General features: G+C 72.2%; 13 protein-coding genes and 1 pseudogene. 6 read left to right on the forward strand and 8 right to left on the reverse strand.

Annotation, left to right across the window (positions count from 1 at the left end):
* Nucleotides 1–365: pseudogene (locus CTZ28_RS45610) on the forward strand (glucose-6-phosphate isomerase); the annotation flags it as partial.
* A 107-nt stretch (nt 366–472) separates the two neighbouring features.
* Here CTZ28_RS45610 and CTZ28_RS45615 read toward each other — a convergent pair.
* From CTZ28_RS45615 to CTZ28_RS45625, 3 genes are all read right to left on the reverse strand, one after another.
* Entirely contained in the window at nt 473–2,755 is a 2,283-nt protein-coding gene (locus CTZ28_RS45615) for an ABC transporter permease (RefSeq protein ID WP_121895842.1), read from the reverse strand.
* 91 nt (nt 2,756–2,846) lie between these two features.
* Nucleotides 2,847–3,599, reverse strand: coding sequence for an ABC transporter ATP-binding protein (locus CTZ28_RS45620; RefSeq protein WP_121895844.1), 753 nt, complete (start codon nt 3,597–3,599; stop codon nt 2,847–2,849).
* Nucleotides 3,596–4,111: a PadR family transcriptional regulator gene (locus CTZ28_RS45625; protein WP_121895846.1), complete on the reverse strand. Its 516-nt coding sequence runs from the start codon at nt 4,109–4,111 to the stop codon at nt 3,596–3,598. The genes CTZ28_RS45620 and CTZ28_RS45625 overlap by 4 nt, the downstream gene beginning before the upstream one ends.
* Nucleotides 4,112–4,233: 122 nt before the next feature.
* Here CTZ28_RS45625 and CTZ28_RS45630 point away from each other — a divergent pair, with 122 nt between their 5' ends.
* From CTZ28_RS45630 to CTZ28_RS45650, 5 genes are all read left to right on the forward strand, one after another.
* Nucleotides 4,234–5,505 (forward strand): ABC transporter substrate-binding protein, encoded by a 1,272-nt coding sequence (locus CTZ28_RS45630; protein WP_121895848.1) that lies wholly within the window; start codon nt 4,234–4,236, stop codon nt 5,503–5,505.
* Between the two features lie 176 nt (nt 5,506–5,681).
* Nucleotides 5,682–7,319: a glycoside hydrolase family 13 protein gene (locus tag CTZ28_RS45635; RefSeq protein ID WP_259472111.1), complete on the forward strand. Its 1,638-nt coding sequence runs from the start codon at nt 5,682–5,684 to the stop codon at nt 7,317–7,319.
* A 110-nt stretch (nt 7,320–7,429) separates the two neighbouring features.
* Nucleotides 7,430–8,758 (forward strand): ABC transporter substrate-binding protein, encoded by a 1,329-nt coding sequence (locus tag CTZ28_RS45640; RefSeq protein WP_121895850.1) that lies wholly within the window; start codon nt 7,430–7,432, stop codon nt 8,756–8,758.
* A 6-nt stretch (nt 8,759–8,764) separates the two neighbouring features.
* Nucleotides 8,765–10,123 (forward strand): ABC transporter permease, encoded by a 1,359-nt coding sequence (locus CTZ28_RS45645; protein WP_121895852.1) that lies wholly within the window; start codon nt 8,765–8,767, stop codon nt 10,121–10,123.
* Entirely contained in the window at nt 10,120–10,959 is an 840-nt protein-coding gene (locus CTZ28_RS45650; protein WP_121895854.1) for a carbohydrate ABC transporter permease, read from the forward strand. Before CTZ28_RS45645 ends, CTZ28_RS45650 begins: the two co-directional genes overlap by 4 nt.
* Nucleotides 10,960–10,996: 37 nt before the next feature.
* On the opposite strand, the gene pgl is transcribed toward CTZ28_RS45650, so the two are convergent.
* From pgl to CTZ28_RS45675, 5 genes are all read right to left on the reverse strand, one after another.
* Entirely contained in the window at nt 10,997–11,779 is a 783-nt protein-coding gene (gene pgl, locus CTZ28_RS45655) for a 6-phosphogluconolactonase (RefSeq protein ID WP_121895855.1), read from the reverse strand.
* Nucleotides 11,776–12,840: a glucose-6-phosphate dehydrogenase assembly protein OpcA gene (opcA, locus tag CTZ28_RS45660; protein ID WP_121895856.1), complete on the reverse strand. Its 1,065-nt coding sequence runs from the start codon at nt 12,838–12,840 to the stop codon at nt 11,776–11,778. The genes pgl and opcA overlap by 4 nt, the downstream gene beginning before the upstream one ends.
* Nucleotides 12,837–14,384 (reverse strand): glucose-6-phosphate dehydrogenase, encoded by a 1,548-nt coding sequence (gene zwf / locus CTZ28_RS45665; protein WP_121895857.1) that lies wholly within the window; start codon nt 14,382–14,384, stop codon nt 12,837–12,839. The genes opcA and zwf overlap by 4 nt, the downstream gene beginning before the upstream one ends.
* Nucleotides 14,385–14,388: 4 nt before the next feature.
* The gene (gene tal, locus CTZ28_RS45670) at nt 14,389–15,507 is read right to left on the reverse strand and encodes a transaldolase (RefSeq protein WP_121895858.1); all 1,119 of its coding nucleotides are present in this window, start codon (nt 15,505–15,507) and stop codon (nt 14,389–14,391) included.
* Nucleotides 15,508–15,541: 34 nt separating this feature from the next.
* Nucleotides 15,542–16,952, reverse strand: a 1,411-nt coding sequence (locus CTZ28_RS45675; RefSeq protein WP_121895859.1) for a transketolase family protein, incomplete at its 5' end; no start/stop codon positions are given.

A 16,952-nucleotide genomic window follows, 5' to 3' on the forward strand; every position in this document is an offset into this window, starting at 1 on the left:
ACTTCTTCGCGCAGACCCAGGCGCTCGCGTTCGGCAGGACCGCCGACGAGGTGCGGGCGGAGGGTGTGCCGGAGGAGCTGGTGGCGCACAAGACGTTCCGCGGTGACCGGCCGACGACCACGATCCTGGCGCGTGAGCTGACCCCGTCGGTGCTGGGCCAGCTGATCGCTTTGTACGAGCACAAGGTGTTCGTCCAGGGCGCGGTCTGGAACATCGACTCCTTCGACCAGTGGGGCGTCGAACTCGGCAAGGTCCTCGCCAAGCGCGTCGAGCCCGCGCTCACCGAAGGCACCGAGGTCGAAGGCCTGGACGAGTCCACGCGGGCCCTGGTCGCCACGTACCGGGAGCTGCGCGGCAGGAGCTGAGCACGGGACCGGCGCCGGGTGCGGGACCGGCCGAGCGCGAGGGAGGTGCTCGGGGCGGCAGGTGGTACACGCGGCCGGTGCCGGGCGGCAGCGGGTGCCCGGCCCGGTCAGGCCACCGCGCTCAGCGTGTCCGCCAGCCGTCGCTGTACCGAGCGGGACGCGGGCAGGGCCGCCAGCGCGGCGGCGCCCAGCACCGCGCCCGCGCCCAGCGCCAGCAGCAGGCCGGCGGAGGGGGACTGGGCGATCCCGGCACCGATGCCGCTGGAGCTGCCCTGCGCGTCGATCAGCCAGCGCGCCAGGGGCAGCCCCAGCGCCATGCCGGCGACGACCGCCGCCAGGGCCGTACAGCCGGTCGCCGTGACCGTGATCGCGGTGATCTGCCGCGGGGACATGCCGATCGCCTTGAGCGCCGGCAGGTCCCGTTCGCGCTCGCGGACCGTCCCACCGATCGCGGTGAGCAGTTCGATCAGCCCGATGAGGGCGAGGACGGCGACCACACCGACGACGACCCCGCGCAGCGGGGACAGGCCGTCGGCCGGGTTGGGCACGGTGTGCACGTCCAGGTGCCCGCGCCCGGCCCGCGCCAGGTCGGCGCCGACCTGGTGCGGGTCGGCGCCGGGGTGCAGCCGTAGCTGGTAGAAGCCGGGGTCCAGCCGCGGGTCGTTCTCGCGCAGGGTGTCGAGCGAGGTGGCGACGACCCGGCCGGCGTTCTCCGGTTCGATGCTGCGGCCCACGATGTGCAGGATCTGCGGCCGGTCGCCCACGGTCATCCGCACCCAGTCGCCGACGCGCGCCTCCAGCAGGTCGAGCAGCCCCTGGCCGGCCACCGCCTCGTCCGGGCCGGTCGCCGGGCGGCCCTCGGCGAGCGCGTACGGGTAGGGGTCCTGGCGGGTGCCCAGGCCGCGCAGGGCGATCGTGGCGGTCTGGCCGGGGACCAGGGCGGCGACCTCTACGCCCGGGTAGGCGGCGGCGACCTCCGGGTCGGATTCCAGCAGGGCCCGCGCCGCCCGGTCGCTCAGGCTGCCGTCCGTGCGGGCGGTGAGGGCGGCCGCGAGGCCCACCCGCTGCGGGTCGCGGTGGAACCGGTCGATCGTGGTCCAGGCGCTGAGGGCCACCACGATCAGCAGCAGCGGCAGCGCCAGCCGGCCCACGGTGGCCAGCGAGCGGCGGCGGCCGGTGCACGCCGTGTGGCAGCCGAGGACCAGCGCGGGCGGCAGGCCGAGCCCGAGGGCGAGCCGGCCCACCCGGGTCAGACGCCCGCCGGCCGGGGTCGCGGGCCGGGGCACCGGCACCGGCGGCACCCGCCCCGCCCGCCAGGCCGCGAGGGACGTGGTCAGCCCGATGAGCAGCACCGCGCCCACGGGCACGGCGAGCAGGGTCAGGGTGTGCCCCGGCAGCCCCTGCCACACGCCCACCGCGTCGCCGAGCCGCCCGGGGATCCGGTGGCCCAGGCTCTCGGTGACCGCGACGGCGGCCAGCGCGCCGAGGACGGCGTAGGCGATGTGCTGGAGCAGGAAGATCCGCACCACCTGGCCGGGGGTGAACCCGATCGCCTTCAGCACCGAGATGTCCCGCAGATGGCCGCGGATACGGGTGCCGATCGCGCCGTGCACCGCGAACCCGGCGGCGACCAGCGCGCCCAGGCCGAACAGCCCCAGCACCTGGCCGAGGAGCCGGCTGTCGCCCTGGGCCTCGGCCCGCGCCTGCTGCCAGGTGGAGACCTCGCCGACCGCGCCGGCGCCCAGCACCGTGACGGTCCGCTGCACGGCGTAGTCGGTGTCGTCGGGGTCGGCGAGGCGCAGCCCGACGACCTGGCCGCGGGGGTCGCGCACGGCGGCGGGCGGGGCCCAGACCAGTCCGGGCTGCTCGCCCGGCCGGTAGCGGGGCTCCGGGCTGTCGGCGACACCCACGACCGTCAGGGTCCGGGCCGTGCCCGGCAGCTTCAGGACGTCCCCGGGCTCGGCCAGCAGGGCCCGGGCGAGCCGGCTCTCCAGGACCACGCCGTCCGGATCGGAGGAGCGCAGCCAGTGGCCGGAGACGAGCAGCGGGCGGCCCACGGCCGGTTGCCGCAGCGTGCTGCGCAGCTCCACCGAGGCGCGGGTGCCGCGGGACGAGACGGTGACCTTCTCGGTAGCGTAGGGGCCGGCGAGGGCCTGGACGCCGTCCAGCCGGGCGAGCCGCGCGGTGTCGGCGGTCTGCGCCGCGTGGATCCACACGTGCGCGCCGCGGGACTGGGTGAAGATCCGTTGCCAGGGGTTGGTCGCATAGCCGAACAGGGCGGTGGCCAGCAGCAGCGAGGCGACGATGCCGGCGGTGGCGAGCACCAGGAACAGCGCCTCGCCGCGGTGCGTCCGCAGATCGGAGTGCGCCCAGCGCAAGGTGGCCCGCACCGGCTCAGCTCCTCGTCCCGCGCACGGCGGAACGCCCCGCCCCGCGGCGCGCCCCCGGGCGGGGGCCGTGAAGGTCGTCGTACACCGCGGCTCAGTCCCTCAGCTCCAGCACGCCGGATATCCCGGTCCGGTGGGGCGGCGCGGCGTCCAGCGCGGCGTCGTCGGCGATCCGGCCGTCGAAGAAGCTGATCACCCGGTCCGCGGCGCTGGCCAGCCGGGCGTCGTGGGTGACCAGCAGGATCGTCTGGCCGCGGTCGTGGAAGCGGGACAGCAGCCGCATCACCTCGCGGGTGCCCCTGCTGTCGAGGCTGCCCGCGGGTTCGTCGGCGAGCAGCAGCGGAGGGTGGTTGACCAGCGCCCGGGCGAGGGCGACCCGCTGCTGCTCGCCGCCGGACAGCTCGCCCGGCATGCTGCGCTCCTTGCCGGTCAGCCCCAGCTCGTCCAGCAGCTCCCGCCGTTCGGCGCGGGCCCGCTTCGGCGGGACGCCGGCGAGCAGTGCGGGCAGTTCGACGTTGTCGGCGACGGACAGGTCGGAGACCAGGTTGAAGAACTGGAAGACGATCCCGATGCGTTTTCTGCGCTCCACCGCCCAGCGCGCCTCGCTGTAGGAGTCGGTGCACTCGCCGTCCAGCCGGATGCTGCCCGCGTCGGGCCGCTGCAGCCCGCCGAGCAGATGGAGCAGGGTCGACTTGCCGGCGCCGGAGGGACCGGTGACGGCCACGAACTCGCCGCGTGCCACGGACAGGTCGACGCCGCGCACGGCGTGCGCCGGTGTGCCGCGGCCGTAGTGGGTCTTGACCAGACCCTCGGCCCGCAGCGCCGGAGCGGTGGGGCGGTGGCTCACTCCGGCTCCTCCAGTTCCTCCTGGCACCGTTCCAGCCAGTCCAGGTCGGCCTGCAGGTGCAGCATCGCGCCCTCGATGAGCAGGTGGGCGATTCGGTTGTCCCGGTTCTCGGCGGCGGCCAGTCTCGACAGGCCCCGCATGGTGTTGAGGTACTGGCGCCGCTGCTTGTTGATGAGGGCGAGCTGGTCGGCGAGGCCGGTCTGCGGGGCGAGGGCCAGCTTCATGAAGAACTCGTCCCGTACCCGCGGTTCGTCCTCGGGCTCGGCGAACCAGGCGCGCAGCGCCGCACGCCCGGTGTCGGTGAGATGGTAGATCTTCTTGTTCGGCCGGCTGCTCTGCTCGACCTCCTCGCCCTCGATCAGGCCCTGCTTCTCCAGGCGGCCGAGGGTCACATAGATCTGGCCGACGTTCGGCTGAGGGTACGCGGAGCCCAGCAGTTGCTCAAGGTCCTGCTTCAGCTCGTAGCCGTGGGCGGGGCCACGGGCCAGGAGGGCCAGGAGGGGGAGGCGCACTTGTGCAGTCCTCCTGTCCTTGTTGTGTGCTCCAGGCCCTAGTATCGCCCATACCTAACAGGTATACATGGCCTCTGACGGCGGGCGAGGGTGCCCGGCGCCGGGGTTGCAAGGAGGAACCTATGCGGTGGATGCGTGCCGCCGGTAGGGGCCTCCTCGTCATCGCCGTGGTCCTGGCCGGTTATGTCGCCTCCGGCGCCCGGGCCGACGAGGGCGGCGGCGGGGGCCGCGGGCCGCTCACCCTGGCCACCGCGGGCGACCTCACCGGCTATCTCGGCCCCCTGCTGGCGGGCTGGAACCGTACGCGTCCCGCCGAGCGGGTCACCCTCGTCGAGCTTCCGGACTCCGCCGACGAGACCCGCGCGCAGATGGCGACCGATCTGCGCGGCGGTGACCGCAGCCGCTTCGACGTGCTCAACATCGACGTCAACTGGACCTCGGAGTTCGCCGCGGCGGGCTGGATCCGTCCGCTGCCGCGGGACCGGTTCCCGCTGGACACGTTCCTGCCGCCGGTCGTCGACACGGCGACCTACGACGGCCGGCTGTACGCGGTGCCGTACGTGACCAACGCGGGACTGCTGCTGTACCGCGCGGACCTCCTGGCCAAGGAGGGCATCGCCCCGCCGCGCACCTGGGACGAGCTGGCGCGCCTCGCGCGGACCGTCGCGCCGAAGTACGGACTCGACGGCTATGCGGGCCAGTTGCTGCCCTACGAGGGACTCACCGTCAACGCGGCCGAGGCCGTCTACTCGGCGGGCGGCACGATCCTCGGCGACGAGGGCACCCGGGTCACCGTGGACTCGGCGGCGGCCCGCGAGGGCATCGGCTTCCTGGTGCGCGGGGTGCGCGAGGGCTGGATCCCCGAGCGGGCGCTGACGTACAAGGAGGAGGAGTCCAAGCAGGCCTTCCAGGACGGCCGGCTGCTCTTCCTGCGCAACTGGCCGTACGCCTACGTCAGCGCGTCGGCCGAGGGCTCCGCGGTCGCCGGGAAGATCGGCGCCGTACCGCTGCCGGGTCCGGACGGGCCGGGCACCAGCGTGCTCGGCGGCTCCAACCTGGCCGTCAACACCCATGCCCGGCACCCGGATTCGGCCGCCCGGCTGATCGCCTACCTCACCAGCGAGCGCGTCCAGCGCCAGGTCCTCACCCGCGGCGCCCTGCCGCCGGTGCGCGCCGCGCTCTACGAAGACCCGGACCTCACCCGGCGGTTCCCCTATCTGCCGACCCTGCGGGCCGCCGTGCTCTCGGCGGCCCCGCGGCCCAAGAGCCCGCGCTACGACCAGGTCAGCCTGGTGGTGCAGGCGGTCGTGCACGACGCGCTGACCGGGCAGGAGACGCCCGAGAGCGCGGTGCGACGGCTGGCGCGGGAGCTGGCGGCCATCTCCCGGCGCTAGCTCGATAGTTACTTGTTAGGTAACGCGCGCATCTCATCTGGGACGCAGGTGGGTCGATAAGTCCGGAAATAGAGCCCCAACTCGGCAGTAGCTTCCGTCCACTTCATTGACACCTTCAGGAAACGGATACCTAACATGCATGCATAACCGTTAGCACGCACAGACAGGTCGACGGGGTGAGTTCCCAGCACATCGACGCCCACCGCTGGTGGCGCGACGCAGTGATCTACCAGGTGTACGTCCGCAGCTTCCTGGACAGCACCGGCGACGGCATCGGCGATCTGGCCGGGGTCAGGGCCGGACTGCCGTATCTGAAGAAGCTCGGTGTCGACGGGATCTGGCTGAGTCCCTTCTATCCGTCCCCCCAGCACGACCACGGCTACGACGTGGCCGACTACTGCGACGTCGACCCGCTCTTCGGCGACCTCGCCGAGTTCGACCTGCTGATGGCCGCCGCCCGGCGCCTCGGGATCAAGGTGCTCCTGGACATCGTCCCCAACCACTGCTCCAGCGAGCACCCTTGGTTCCGCGCCGCCCTAGCCGCGGCGCCCGGCGACGCGGCCCGCGCCCGCTTCCACTTCGCCGCCGGCCGCGGCCCGGACGGCGCCGAGCCGCCCAACAACTGGCACGGCATGTTCGGCGGCCCCGCCTGGACCCGGGTCACCGAGTCCGACGGCCGCCCGGGCCAGTGGTACCTGCACATGTTCACCCCCGAGCAGCCCGACTGGAACTGGCGCACCCCCGAGATCGCCGCCGAGTTCGAACGCACCCTGCGCTTCTGGCTCGACCGGGGCGTCGACGGCTTCCGCATCGATGTCGCCGCCGGCCTCTACAAGCACCCGGACCTGCCCGACTCCCCGGACCCCGAGGCCGACGCCCGCACCCGCGACTCGGTCAACCCGCTCGCCTGGAACCAGCCCGAGGTGCACGACGTGTGGCGGCGCTGGCGCGCGGTGTGCGAGGAGTACACGGCACGCGACGGCCGTGAACGGCTGCTCGTCGGCGAGGTGTCCGTCCCCACCGCCCGCGAACACGCCCGCTACGTCCGCCCCGACGAACTCCATCAGGCGTTCTTCTTCGACCTGCTCAGCGCCCCCTGGAACGCCGACGCCTTCCGCAAGGTCATCTCCGAGGCCATGCAGGACATAGCCGGCACCGGATCCACCGTCACCTGGGTCCTCAACAACCACGACCAGGTCCGCACCGTCACCCGCTACGGCGAGCCGGCCACCGGGGGCAGCGGACTCGGCGCCGCCCGCGCCCGCGCCGCCGCGCTGCTCATGCTGGCGCTGCCCGGCGCCGCGTACATCTACCAGGGCGAGGAACTCGGCCTGCCCGAGGTCGTCGACCTGCCCGACGACGTGCTCACCGACCCCATCTTCCGGCGCACCGGAAGCCGCGCCCGGATCCGGGACGGCTGCCGGGTGCCGCTGCCCTGGTCCGGGCAGGCCTCCCCGTTCGGCTTCACCTCCGGCGCCGAGGGCGCCAAGCCGTGGCTGCCGCAGCCCGAGTACTTCGCCGAGCACGCCACCGACCGGGCCGTCGCCGACACCCGCTCCTTCTGGCACCTGTACCGCGACGGCCTGCAACTACGGGCGGGGCTGCCCCAGTTGGGCGAGGGCACACTCGACTGGCTGGACTGCCCGCCGGGCGTGCTGGCCTTCGTCCGCGGCGACGGCCTGGTCTGCGCCGTCAACTTCACCACCGCCCCCACGCCCGCGCCCGTCGCCGGCACGCCCCTGCTGTCCAGCGGCCCCTGCCCGGCCGGGGTGCTGCCCGGCTCCACCGCGGCCTGGTGGATGAGCGACCTCTGACCCGGGCGCCGACGCCCGGTCCCCTGTTCCCCCGTCAGCTTCCCCGATCCGAGAGTTCCCCCACCCCGAGAGTTTCCCCGCCCCGAAGTCATCCCGAAGGGACATCAACGATGATGCGACGACGCACGACGCTGCTCACCTCCTGCACCGCCCTCGCCCTGGCCCTCGGCGCGACCGCCTGCGGCAGCGGCGAGCCCGTGTCGGCCGGCGGCGGCGACAAGGCACTCAGCGGCCAGACCGTCACCGTGGCCGGCGTCTGGTCCGGCACCGAGCAGAAGAACTTCCAGAAGGTGCTGGACGCCTTCACCGCGAAGACCGGTGCCAAGACGCAGTTCATGTCCACCGGCGACAACGTCTCCACCGTCGTCGGCAGCAAGATCGAGGGCGGCAACGCCCCCGACGTGGTGATGGTCCCGCAGGTCGGCGTGCTCCAGCAGTTCGCCGAGGAGGGCTGGCTCGAACCGCTGTCCGACACCGCCCAGCAGAGCATCGACGCCGGCTTCGCGAGCGTGTGGCGCACCTACGGCAGCGTCGACGACACCCTCTACGGCCTCTACTTCAAGGCCGCCCACAAGTCGACGGTCTGGTACAGCCCCGACGCCCTCGCCCAGGCCGGCGTCGAGGCGCCCAGCACGTACGACGAGATGCTGAAGGCCGGCCGCACCGTCTCCGACTCCGGGCTCGCCGCCTTCGCGGTCGCCGGACAGGACGGCTGGACGCTCACCGACTGGTTCGAGAACGTCTACCTCTCCCAGGCCGGACCCGAGAAGTACGACGCCCTCGCCACCCACGAGCTGAAGTGGACCGACCCGAGCGTCGTCGAGGCGCTCACCACCCTCGGCAAGCTCTTCAAGGACAAGCAGCTGATAGCCGGCGGCCAGAAGGCGGCCCTCAACACCGACTTCCCCGGCTCGGTGGAGAAGGTGTTCGGACCCGAGCCCGAGGCCGGGATGGTCTACGAGGGCGACTTCGTCGCCGGTGTCGCCCACGACCAGTTCGGGCGGACCATCGGCGAGGACGCGAACTTCTTCCCGTTCCCGGCGGTCGACGGCGGCACCGCGCCCGTCGTCAGCGGCGGCGACGCGGCCGTCGTCCTCAAGGACGGCAAGAACGCCAAGGCCGGCATGAAGCTCGTGGAGTTCCTCGCCACCCCGGAGGCGGCCGCCGTGTGGGCCGGGGCGGGCGGCTTCCTGTCCCCGAACAAGAAGCTCGACCTGGGCGCCTACGGCGACGATGTCACCCGCGCCACAGCCGAGTCCCTGGTCGGCGCAGGCGACTCGGTCCGCTTCGACATGTCCGACCAGGCACCCGCGGCCTTCGGCGGCACCAAGGGCACCGGCGAGTGGAAGCTCCTCCAGGACTTCCTGCGCGACCCGTCCGACCCGAAGGCGACCGCGGCCCGGCTCGAGGCCGCCGCGGCCAAGGCCTACCGGGACTGACCTGCCATGACCGCGACCAGCCTGACCACACCCAAGGAGGCGAACCCGCCCGCCGCCGGCGCGCCGCACAAGCGCCGCGCCCGGCGGCGGGGCCGGATCGTCGCCCTCCTCTTCGTCCTCCCCGCCCTGCTTCTGCTCGGCGCCCTCGTCGTCTACCCGGTGCTGTTCTCCGTCGGCCGCAGCTTCTTCGACGCCTCCGGCACCCGCTTCGTCGGCGGCGACAACTACACCGAGATGTTCCGCGACCCGGCCACCCTCAAGGCCGTCCGGAACACGGCTGTCTGGGTCGTCGTCGCCCCGACGCTGCTCACCGGGCTCGGCCTGATCCTCGCCGTCCTGGTGGAGAAGGTCCGCTGGGCCACCGCGTTCAAACTGCTGCTGTTCATGCCGATGGCGGTGTCCTTCCTCGCCGCCGGCATCATCTTCCGGCTCGCCTACGACGAGGACCCGGACAAGGGCGTGCTGAACGCGGCCGTGGTCGCCGTCCACGACGCCGTCAAGGGCTCCTCGTCGTATCCGACGGCACGGGCCCGCGAGGGGCATGGGCTGACCCGGGACGGTGACGGCTCGTACCGGACGAGCGCCGCACCGGGCCGGTCCGTGACGCTCCCGATGGTCGGCGTGCTGCCCAAGGACCTGCCCGCGGGCGCCGCGCCCGCCGCCCCGGCGGCCGGCCGCGGCGCCGCCCCCGACGAACTGCGCGGCGTCGTCTACCTGGACTTCACCCCCGGCGGGGGCGGCACCCAGGGCAAGGTCGACCCGCGGGAGAGCGGACTGCCCGGGCTGACGGTCGAGGCGGTGCGCGACGGACGGACCGTGGCGAGCACCACGACCGCGTCCGACGGCTCCTTCCGCTTCGGCGGGCTCGCCGCCGGCACCTACACGGTGAAACTGCCCGCGGACAACTTCGCACCGCCCTACCAGGGCGTCTCCTGGCTCGGCCCGGCCCTGGTCACCCCGGCGATCATCGGCGCGTACCTGTGGATCTGGACCGGGTTCGCGATGGTGTTGATCGGCGCGGGCCTGTCCACCCTGCCGCGGGACGCACTGGAGGCCGCGCGGATGGACGGCGCGAACGAGTGGCAGATCTTCCGGCGGATCACCGTGCCGCTGCTGGCGCCCGTGCTCACCGTCGTCTTCGTGACCCTCGTCATCAACGTGATGAAGGTCTTCGACCTCGTCTACGTCATCGCGCCGGGGCCGGTGCAGGAGGACGCGACCGTGCTCGCGACGCAGATGTGGCTGGTGTCCTTCGGCGGCGGCAACAACCAGGGCCTCGGCAGCGCCCTCGGGGTGCTGCTCCTGCTCCTGGTGATCCCCGCGATGGTCTTCAACGTCCGCCGTTTCCGAAGGAGTCAGCGATGAACGCGGTCAGGCGCGGCCTGGGCAACGGGCTGGTCCAGGCGTTCCTGGTGGTGATCGGCCTGATCTGGCTGACTCCGCTCGCGGGGCTGTTCCTGTCCTCGCTGCGCTCGGCCCAGGACTCGGCCAAGGGCGGCTGGTGGACGACGCTGGCCGGCCCCGGGCAGCTGTCCTTCGACAACTACTCGGCGCTGCTGAAGAACACCGGGATCACCCAGGCGTTCTGGAACACGGTGCTGATCTCGGTGCCGACGACCGTGCTCGTGGTCGTGGTCGCCGCGCTCGCCGGATACGCCTTCGCATGGCTGGACTTCCCGGCGCGCGAACCGCTGTTCCTGCTGGTGGTGGCCCTGCTGGTGGTGCCGGTGCAGATCGGTCTGCTGCCGGTGGCCAAACTCTTCGGCCAGCTCGGGCTGTTCGGCACGATCCCCGGCGTGGTGCTGTTCCATGTCGCGTACGGGCTGCCGTTCGCGGTGTTCCTGCTGCGCAACTACTTCGCCGAGATGCCGAAGGAGATGCTGGAGGCGGCGCGGATGGACGGCGGCAGCGAATGGCGGATCTTCACCCGGCTCGTCCTGCCCGTCGGCCGGCCCGCACTCGCCAGCCTCGCCGTCTTCCAGTTCCTGTGGGTGTGGAACGACATGCTGGTCGCCCTGCTGTTCGCGGACCCCTCAGCCCAGCCGCTGACCGTGGAACTCCAGTCGCAGATACGGCAGTTCGGCAGCAACATCGATGTGCTCGCGCCCGGCGCCTTTCTGTCCCTGATCGTGCCGGTGGCGGTGTTCTTCGCCTTCCAGCGGCACTTCGTGCAGGGCGTGATGGCGGGGTCGGTGAAATGACCGAGGCGGCGGGGCACCGGCCCCGCCGCCCGTCAGGTCACGCCGACGCCGGCGGGTACAGCGAGCGCGGCAGCCCGGAGGCCGCCGCCGCGTCCAGCAGCCACAGGGTGCGCTGCCTGCCGTACGCGCCCGCCGCCGGGGCCTGGATCTCGCCCGCGCCGGACAGCGCGATCTGCGCGGCCTGCGCCTTGTCCTCGCCGGCCGCGAGCAGCCACACCTCGCGGGCCGCCCGGATCGCCGGGAGCGTCAGGGAGACCCGGGTCGGCGGCGGCTTGGGCGCGCCGTGCACGCCGACCACCGTGCGCTCGGTCTCCCGCACCCCCGGCAGCTCCGGGAAGAGCGAGGCGACATGGGTGTCCGGGCCGACGCCGAGCATCAGCACGTCGAAGGTGGGCACGGCCCCGTGGTTCTCGGGGCCCGCGGCCCGGGCCAGCTCCGCCGCGTACGCGTCCGCCGCCGTGTCCACGTCGCCGCCGTACGGGCCGTCGGACGCGGGCATGGGGTGCACGCGCTTCGGGTCCAGCGGTACGGAGTCCAGCAGCGCCGCGCGGGCCTGGGTGACATTGCGTTCCGGATCGCCCTCGGGCAGGAACCGCTCGTCACCCCACCACACGTCGAGCCGGGCCCAGTCGACGGCGTCCCGGGCGGGCGCCGCCGCCAGCGCGGCCAGCAGGCCGTTGCCGTTGCGCCCGCCGGTCAGCACCACGGACGCCGAGCCGCGGGAGGCCTGCGCGTCCACGACCTTGGTGATCAGGCGGGCCGCCGCGGCCTGGGCCATCAGCTCCTTGTCGCGGTGCACGACCAGCTGCGGGGTGCTCACTTCGCCGCCGCCTTCTTCGCCGCCAGCTGCGCGGGCGTCGGCGCGGGCTTGGCCGCCGGGGCACCCGCGGTGACGGGCTCCGCACCCGCGCCGCCGGCACCGTCAGCGCCGCCCGGCCGTGGCTGATCGGCCGGCGAGCCGGTCAGCCGGTCCACGCCGTAGCGCAGCGCCGACGCGTAGGTGTCGTCCGGGTCGAGCCGGCGCAACTCCTCGGCCATCAGCTCGGACGTCTCGCGCCGCTTGAGCGCCACCGCACGGTCCGGCTGGCCCTGGATGGACAGCGTGGCCAGCGAGCCGTCCGCGCGGTCCAGGGCGATCGGGCCGCAGTCGGTGTCCAGCCGGACCGCGGTCAGACCCGGTCCGGACGACAGCGACCGCTTGACGGGGACGTCCAGCCGGTCCGCGAGCCACATCGCCAGCAGCTCACAGCTCGGGTTGAACTCCTCGCCCTCCACCTCGACGCCCTTGACCTCGCACACCACCTGGTCCAGGGCCGCGGCCAGCATCGAGCGCCAGGGCGTGATCCGGGTCCAGGACAGGTCGGTGTCGCCGGGCGTGTAGGTGTCCGCGCGGGCGGACAGCTCCCGCACCGGCTGCTCGGACGCGTAGGTGTCGGTGACCCGGCGCTGGGCGAGGGCGCCCAACGGGTCCTTGGCGGGATCGAGCGGTGCGTTCACCGGCCACCAGACGACGACCGGGGCGTCCGGCAGGAGCAGTGGCAGCACCACGGAGTCGGCGTGCTCGGCGACGTCGCCGTACAGCCGCAGCACCACCGTCTCGCCGGTGCCGGCGTCCGCGCCCACCCGCACCTCGGCGTCCAGCCGCGAGGTGGTGCGGTCGCGCGGGGAGCGGGAGACCCGCTTGATGACGACCAGGGTGCGCGAGGGGTGCTCGTGCGAGGCGTCGTTGGCCGCCTTCAGCGCGTCGTAGGCGCTCTCCTCGTCGGTGACGATGACCAGGGTCAGCACCATGCCCACGGCGGGCGTGCCGATCGCGCGGCGGCCCTGCACCAACGCCTTGTTGACCTTGCTGGCCGTGGTGTCCGTGAGGTCTATCTTCATGGCCGGCGCCAGCTCCGTCCGTCTCGTGCGAGCATCTCGTCGGCCTCCGTGGGACCCCACGTGCCCGACGGGTACTGCGCGGGCTTGCCGTGCTTGTCCCAGTGCTCCTCGATCGGGTCGAGGATCTTCCAGGACAGCTCGACCTCCTCCGTGCGCGGGAAGAGGTTGGCGTCGCCGAGCAGCACGTCCAGGATGAGCCGCTCGTACGCCTCGGGGCTGGACTCCGTGAACGACTCGCCGTAGGCGAAGTCCATGGAGACGTCCCGGATCTCCATCGAGGTGCCCGGCACCTTGGAGCCGAACCGGACCGTGATGCCCTCGTCGGGCTGGACGCGGATGACGACCGCGTTCTGGCCCAGTTCCTCGGTCGCGGTGTGGTCGAAGGGGGAGTGCGGGGCCCGCTGGAAGACCACCGCGATCTCGGTGACCCGGCGGCCGAGCCGCTTGCCGGTGCGCAGATAGAAGGGGACGCCCGCCCAGCGGCGGTTGTCGATGCCCACCTTGATCGCGGCGTAGGTGTCGGTCTTCGACTTCGGGTCGATGCCGTCTTCCTGGAGGTAGCCGATGACCTTCTCGCCGCCCTGCCAGCCCGCCGCGTACTGCCCGCGGACGGTGTGGCGGCCCAGGTCCTTCGGCACCCGCACCGCACCCAGCACCTTGGTCTTCTCCGCGGCCAGCGCGTCCGCGTCGAAGGAGGCCGGCTCCTCCATCGCGGTGAGCGCCATCAGCTGGAGCAGATGGTTCTGGATGACGTCGCGGGCGGCGCCGATCCCGTCGTAGTAGCCCGCCCGGCCGCCGATGCCGATGTCCTCGGCCATGGTGATCTGCACATGGTCCACGAAGGACCGGTTCCAGACCGGCTCGAACATCGTGTTGGCGAAGCGCAGCGCCAGGATGTTCTGGACGGTCTCCTTGCCCAGGTAGTGGTCGATCCGGAACACCTGGTCCGGCTCGAACACCTCGTGCACGACCTTGTTCAGCTCCTCGGCCGACTTCAGGTCGTGGCCGAACGGCTTCTCGATGACCGCGCGTCGCCAGGAGCCGCCCGTCTGGTCGGCCAGGCCGTGCTTCTTCAGCTGCTGGATCACCACGGGGAAGGAGCGCGGCGGTACGGACAGATAGAAGGCGAAGTTGCCGCCGGTGCCCTGTGCCTTGTCCAGCTCGTCGATGGTGGAGCGCAGCCGCTCGAACGCGTCGTCGTCGTCGAAGGTGCCCTGGACGAAGCGCATCCCCTGGATGAGCTGCTGCCAGACCTCCTCGCGGAACGGCGTCCGCGCGTGCTGCTTGACGGAGTCATGGACCTCCTGCGCGAAGTCCTCGTTCTGCCACTCGCGGCGGGCGAAACCCACCAGCGAGAAGCCCGGCGGCAGCAGACCCCGGTTGGCGAGGTCGTACACCGCGGGCATCAGCTTTTTGCGCGACAAATCGCCCGTGACACCAAAGATGACCAGGCCCGACGGCCCCGCGATGCGCGGGAGCCGTCGGTCCGCGGGGTCACGAAGCGGATTCGCTCCGGAACCGGGAGACCCGGAAAACGGGGACAAGATGTCAGCCCTCCGAGGGGGCGAGGCGGTCGAGCACCGCCTCGGTCGACTTCAGCAGGTCGTTCCAGGACGCCTCGAACTTCTCGACGCCCTCGTCCTCCAGGACCTGGACCACGTCGTCGTACGAGATCCCGAGCTTCTCGACGGCGTCGAGGTCCGCGCGGGCCTGCTCGTACGTGCCGGCGATGGCGTTGCCGGCGATGTCGCCGTGCTCCTCGGTGGCCCGGAGGGTGGCCTCCGGCATGGTGTTCACCGTGTTCGGCGCCACCAGGTCGTCGACGTACAGGGTGGGCTTGTAGGCCGGGTCCTTCACCCCGGTCGACGCCCACAGCGGACGCTGCTTGTGTGCGCCCGCGTTCTCCAGCGCGCTCCACCGCTCGGAGGAGAAGACCTCCTCGTACGCCTGGTAGGCGAGGCGCGCGTTGGCCACGGCGGCCTTGCCGCGCGCGGCCTTGGCCTCGGGGGTGCCCAGGGCGTCGATCCGCTTGTCGATCTCGGTGTCCACGCGGGAGACGAAGAAGGAGGCGACGGAACGGATCAGCGACAGGTCCAGGCCGCGCTCCTTGGCCTTCTCCAGGCCGGCGAGGTAGGCGTTCATGACCTCGCGGTACCGCTCCAGGGAGAAGATCAGCGTGACGTTGACGCTGATGCCGAGGCCGATGACCTCGGTGATCGCGGGCAGGCCCGCCTTGGTGGCGGGGATCTTGATGAGGGTGTTGGGGCGGTCGACGAGCCAGGCGAGCTGCTTGGCCTCGGCGACGGTCGCCCGGGTGTTGTGGGCGAGCCGCGGGTCGACCTCGATGGACACCCGGCCGTCCTGACCGGCGGTCGCGTCGAAGACGGGGCGCAGGATGTCGGCGGCGTCCCGGACGTCCGCCGTGGTGATCATGCGGACCGCTTCCTCGACGGTGACCTTGCGGGCGGCGAGGTCCTGGAGCTGCCGCTCGTAGCCGTCGCCGCTGCTGATGGCCTTCTGGAAGATCGTCGGGTTGGTGGTGACGCCCACGACGTGCTGCTGGTCGATCAGCTCGGCGAGGTTGCCGGACGTGATCCGCTTGCGCGACAGGTCGTCCAGCCAGATCGCGACGCCTTCCTCGGAGAGGCGCTTCAGTGCGTCTGTCATGGAAAATGCATCTCCTACGTGTCGTATATGAGCGTCAGCGCTGGGCGGCAGCGATGGATTCCCGGGCCTTGGTGGTGATGTTGTCGGCGGTGAAGCCGTATTCGTGGAAGAGGGTGTTGCCGTCGGCGGAGGCGCCGAAGTGTTCGAGGGAGATGATGCGTCCGGCGTCTCCGGTGTAGCGGTGCCAGGTGAGGCCGATGCCGGCTTCGATGGCGACGCGTGCTTTGACGGTGGGGGGCAGGACGGTGTCGCGGTAGGTCTGGTCCTGTTCCTCGAACCATTCCACGCAGGGCATGGACACCACGCGGGTGGGGATGCCCTGGGTCTGGAGCTGGGTGCGGGCCTCGGTGGCGAGGTGGACCTCGGAGCCGGTGGCGATCAGGATGACCTGTGGGTCGCCGTCCTCGGCGTCGAGGAGGGTGTAACCGCCGCGTGCGGCGTCCTCGTTGGGCTCGTAGGCGGGCACGCCCTGGCGGGTGAGTGCGAGGCCGTGGGGGGCGCCCTTGCCGAATTCCTTGGTGTGGCGGGAGAGGATCTCGCGCCAGGCGGTCACGGTCTCGTTGGCGTCCGCCGGGCGGACGACGTTGAGGCCGGGGATGGCGCGGAGTGAGGCGAGGTGTTCGACGGGCTGGTGGGTGGGGCCGTCCTCGCCCAGGCCGATGGAGTCGTGGGTCCATACGTAGGTGACGGGCAGGTGCATGAGGGCGGACAGGCGGACGGCGTTGCGCATGTAGTCGGAGAAGACCAGGAAGGTGCCGCCGTAGACGCGGGTGTTGCCGTGGAGGGTGATGCCGTTCATCTCCGCGGCCATGGAGAATTCGCGGATGCCGAAGTGGACGGTGCGGCCGTAGGGGTCGGCGCTGGGCAGCGGGTTGCCTGCGGGGAGGAAGGAGGAGGCGGCGTCGATGGTGGTGTTGTTGGAGCCGGCGAGGTCGGCGGAGCCGCCCCACAGTTCGGGGATGACGGGGCCGAGGGCCTGGAGGGTCTTGCCGGAGGCGGCGCGGGTGGCGACGGCCTTGCCGGGTTCGAAGACGGGCAGGGTGTCCTGCCAGCCGGCGGGGAGGGTGCCGGAGCTGATCCGGTCGTACTCGGCGGCGCGTTCGGGGTGGTTGCTGCGCCATTCCTGGAAGGTTTTCTCCCAGGCGGCGCGGGCGGTGTGGCCGCGTTCGAGGGCCTGGCGGGTGTGGGCGAGGACGTCGTCGGCGACGGCGAAGTGCTGTTCGGGGTCGAAGCCGAGGACGCGTTTGGTGGCGGCGACTTCTTCTTCGCCGAGGGCGGAGCCGTGGGCGGCTTCGGTGTTCTGGGCGTGGGGGGCGGGCCAGGCGATGATGGAGCGCATCGCGATGAACGACGGCCTGTCGGTGACCTGTTTGGCGGCTTCGATGGCGGTGTGGAGGGCGTGGGGGTCGAGGTCGCCGTCGGGTTTGGGGGTGATGCGCTGGACG

It is taken from the genome of Streptomyces shenzhenensis (assembly GCF_003688995.1).
Lineage (GTDB): Bacteria > Actinomycetota > Actinomycetes > Streptomycetales > Streptomycetaceae > Streptomyces > Streptomyces shenzhenensis_A.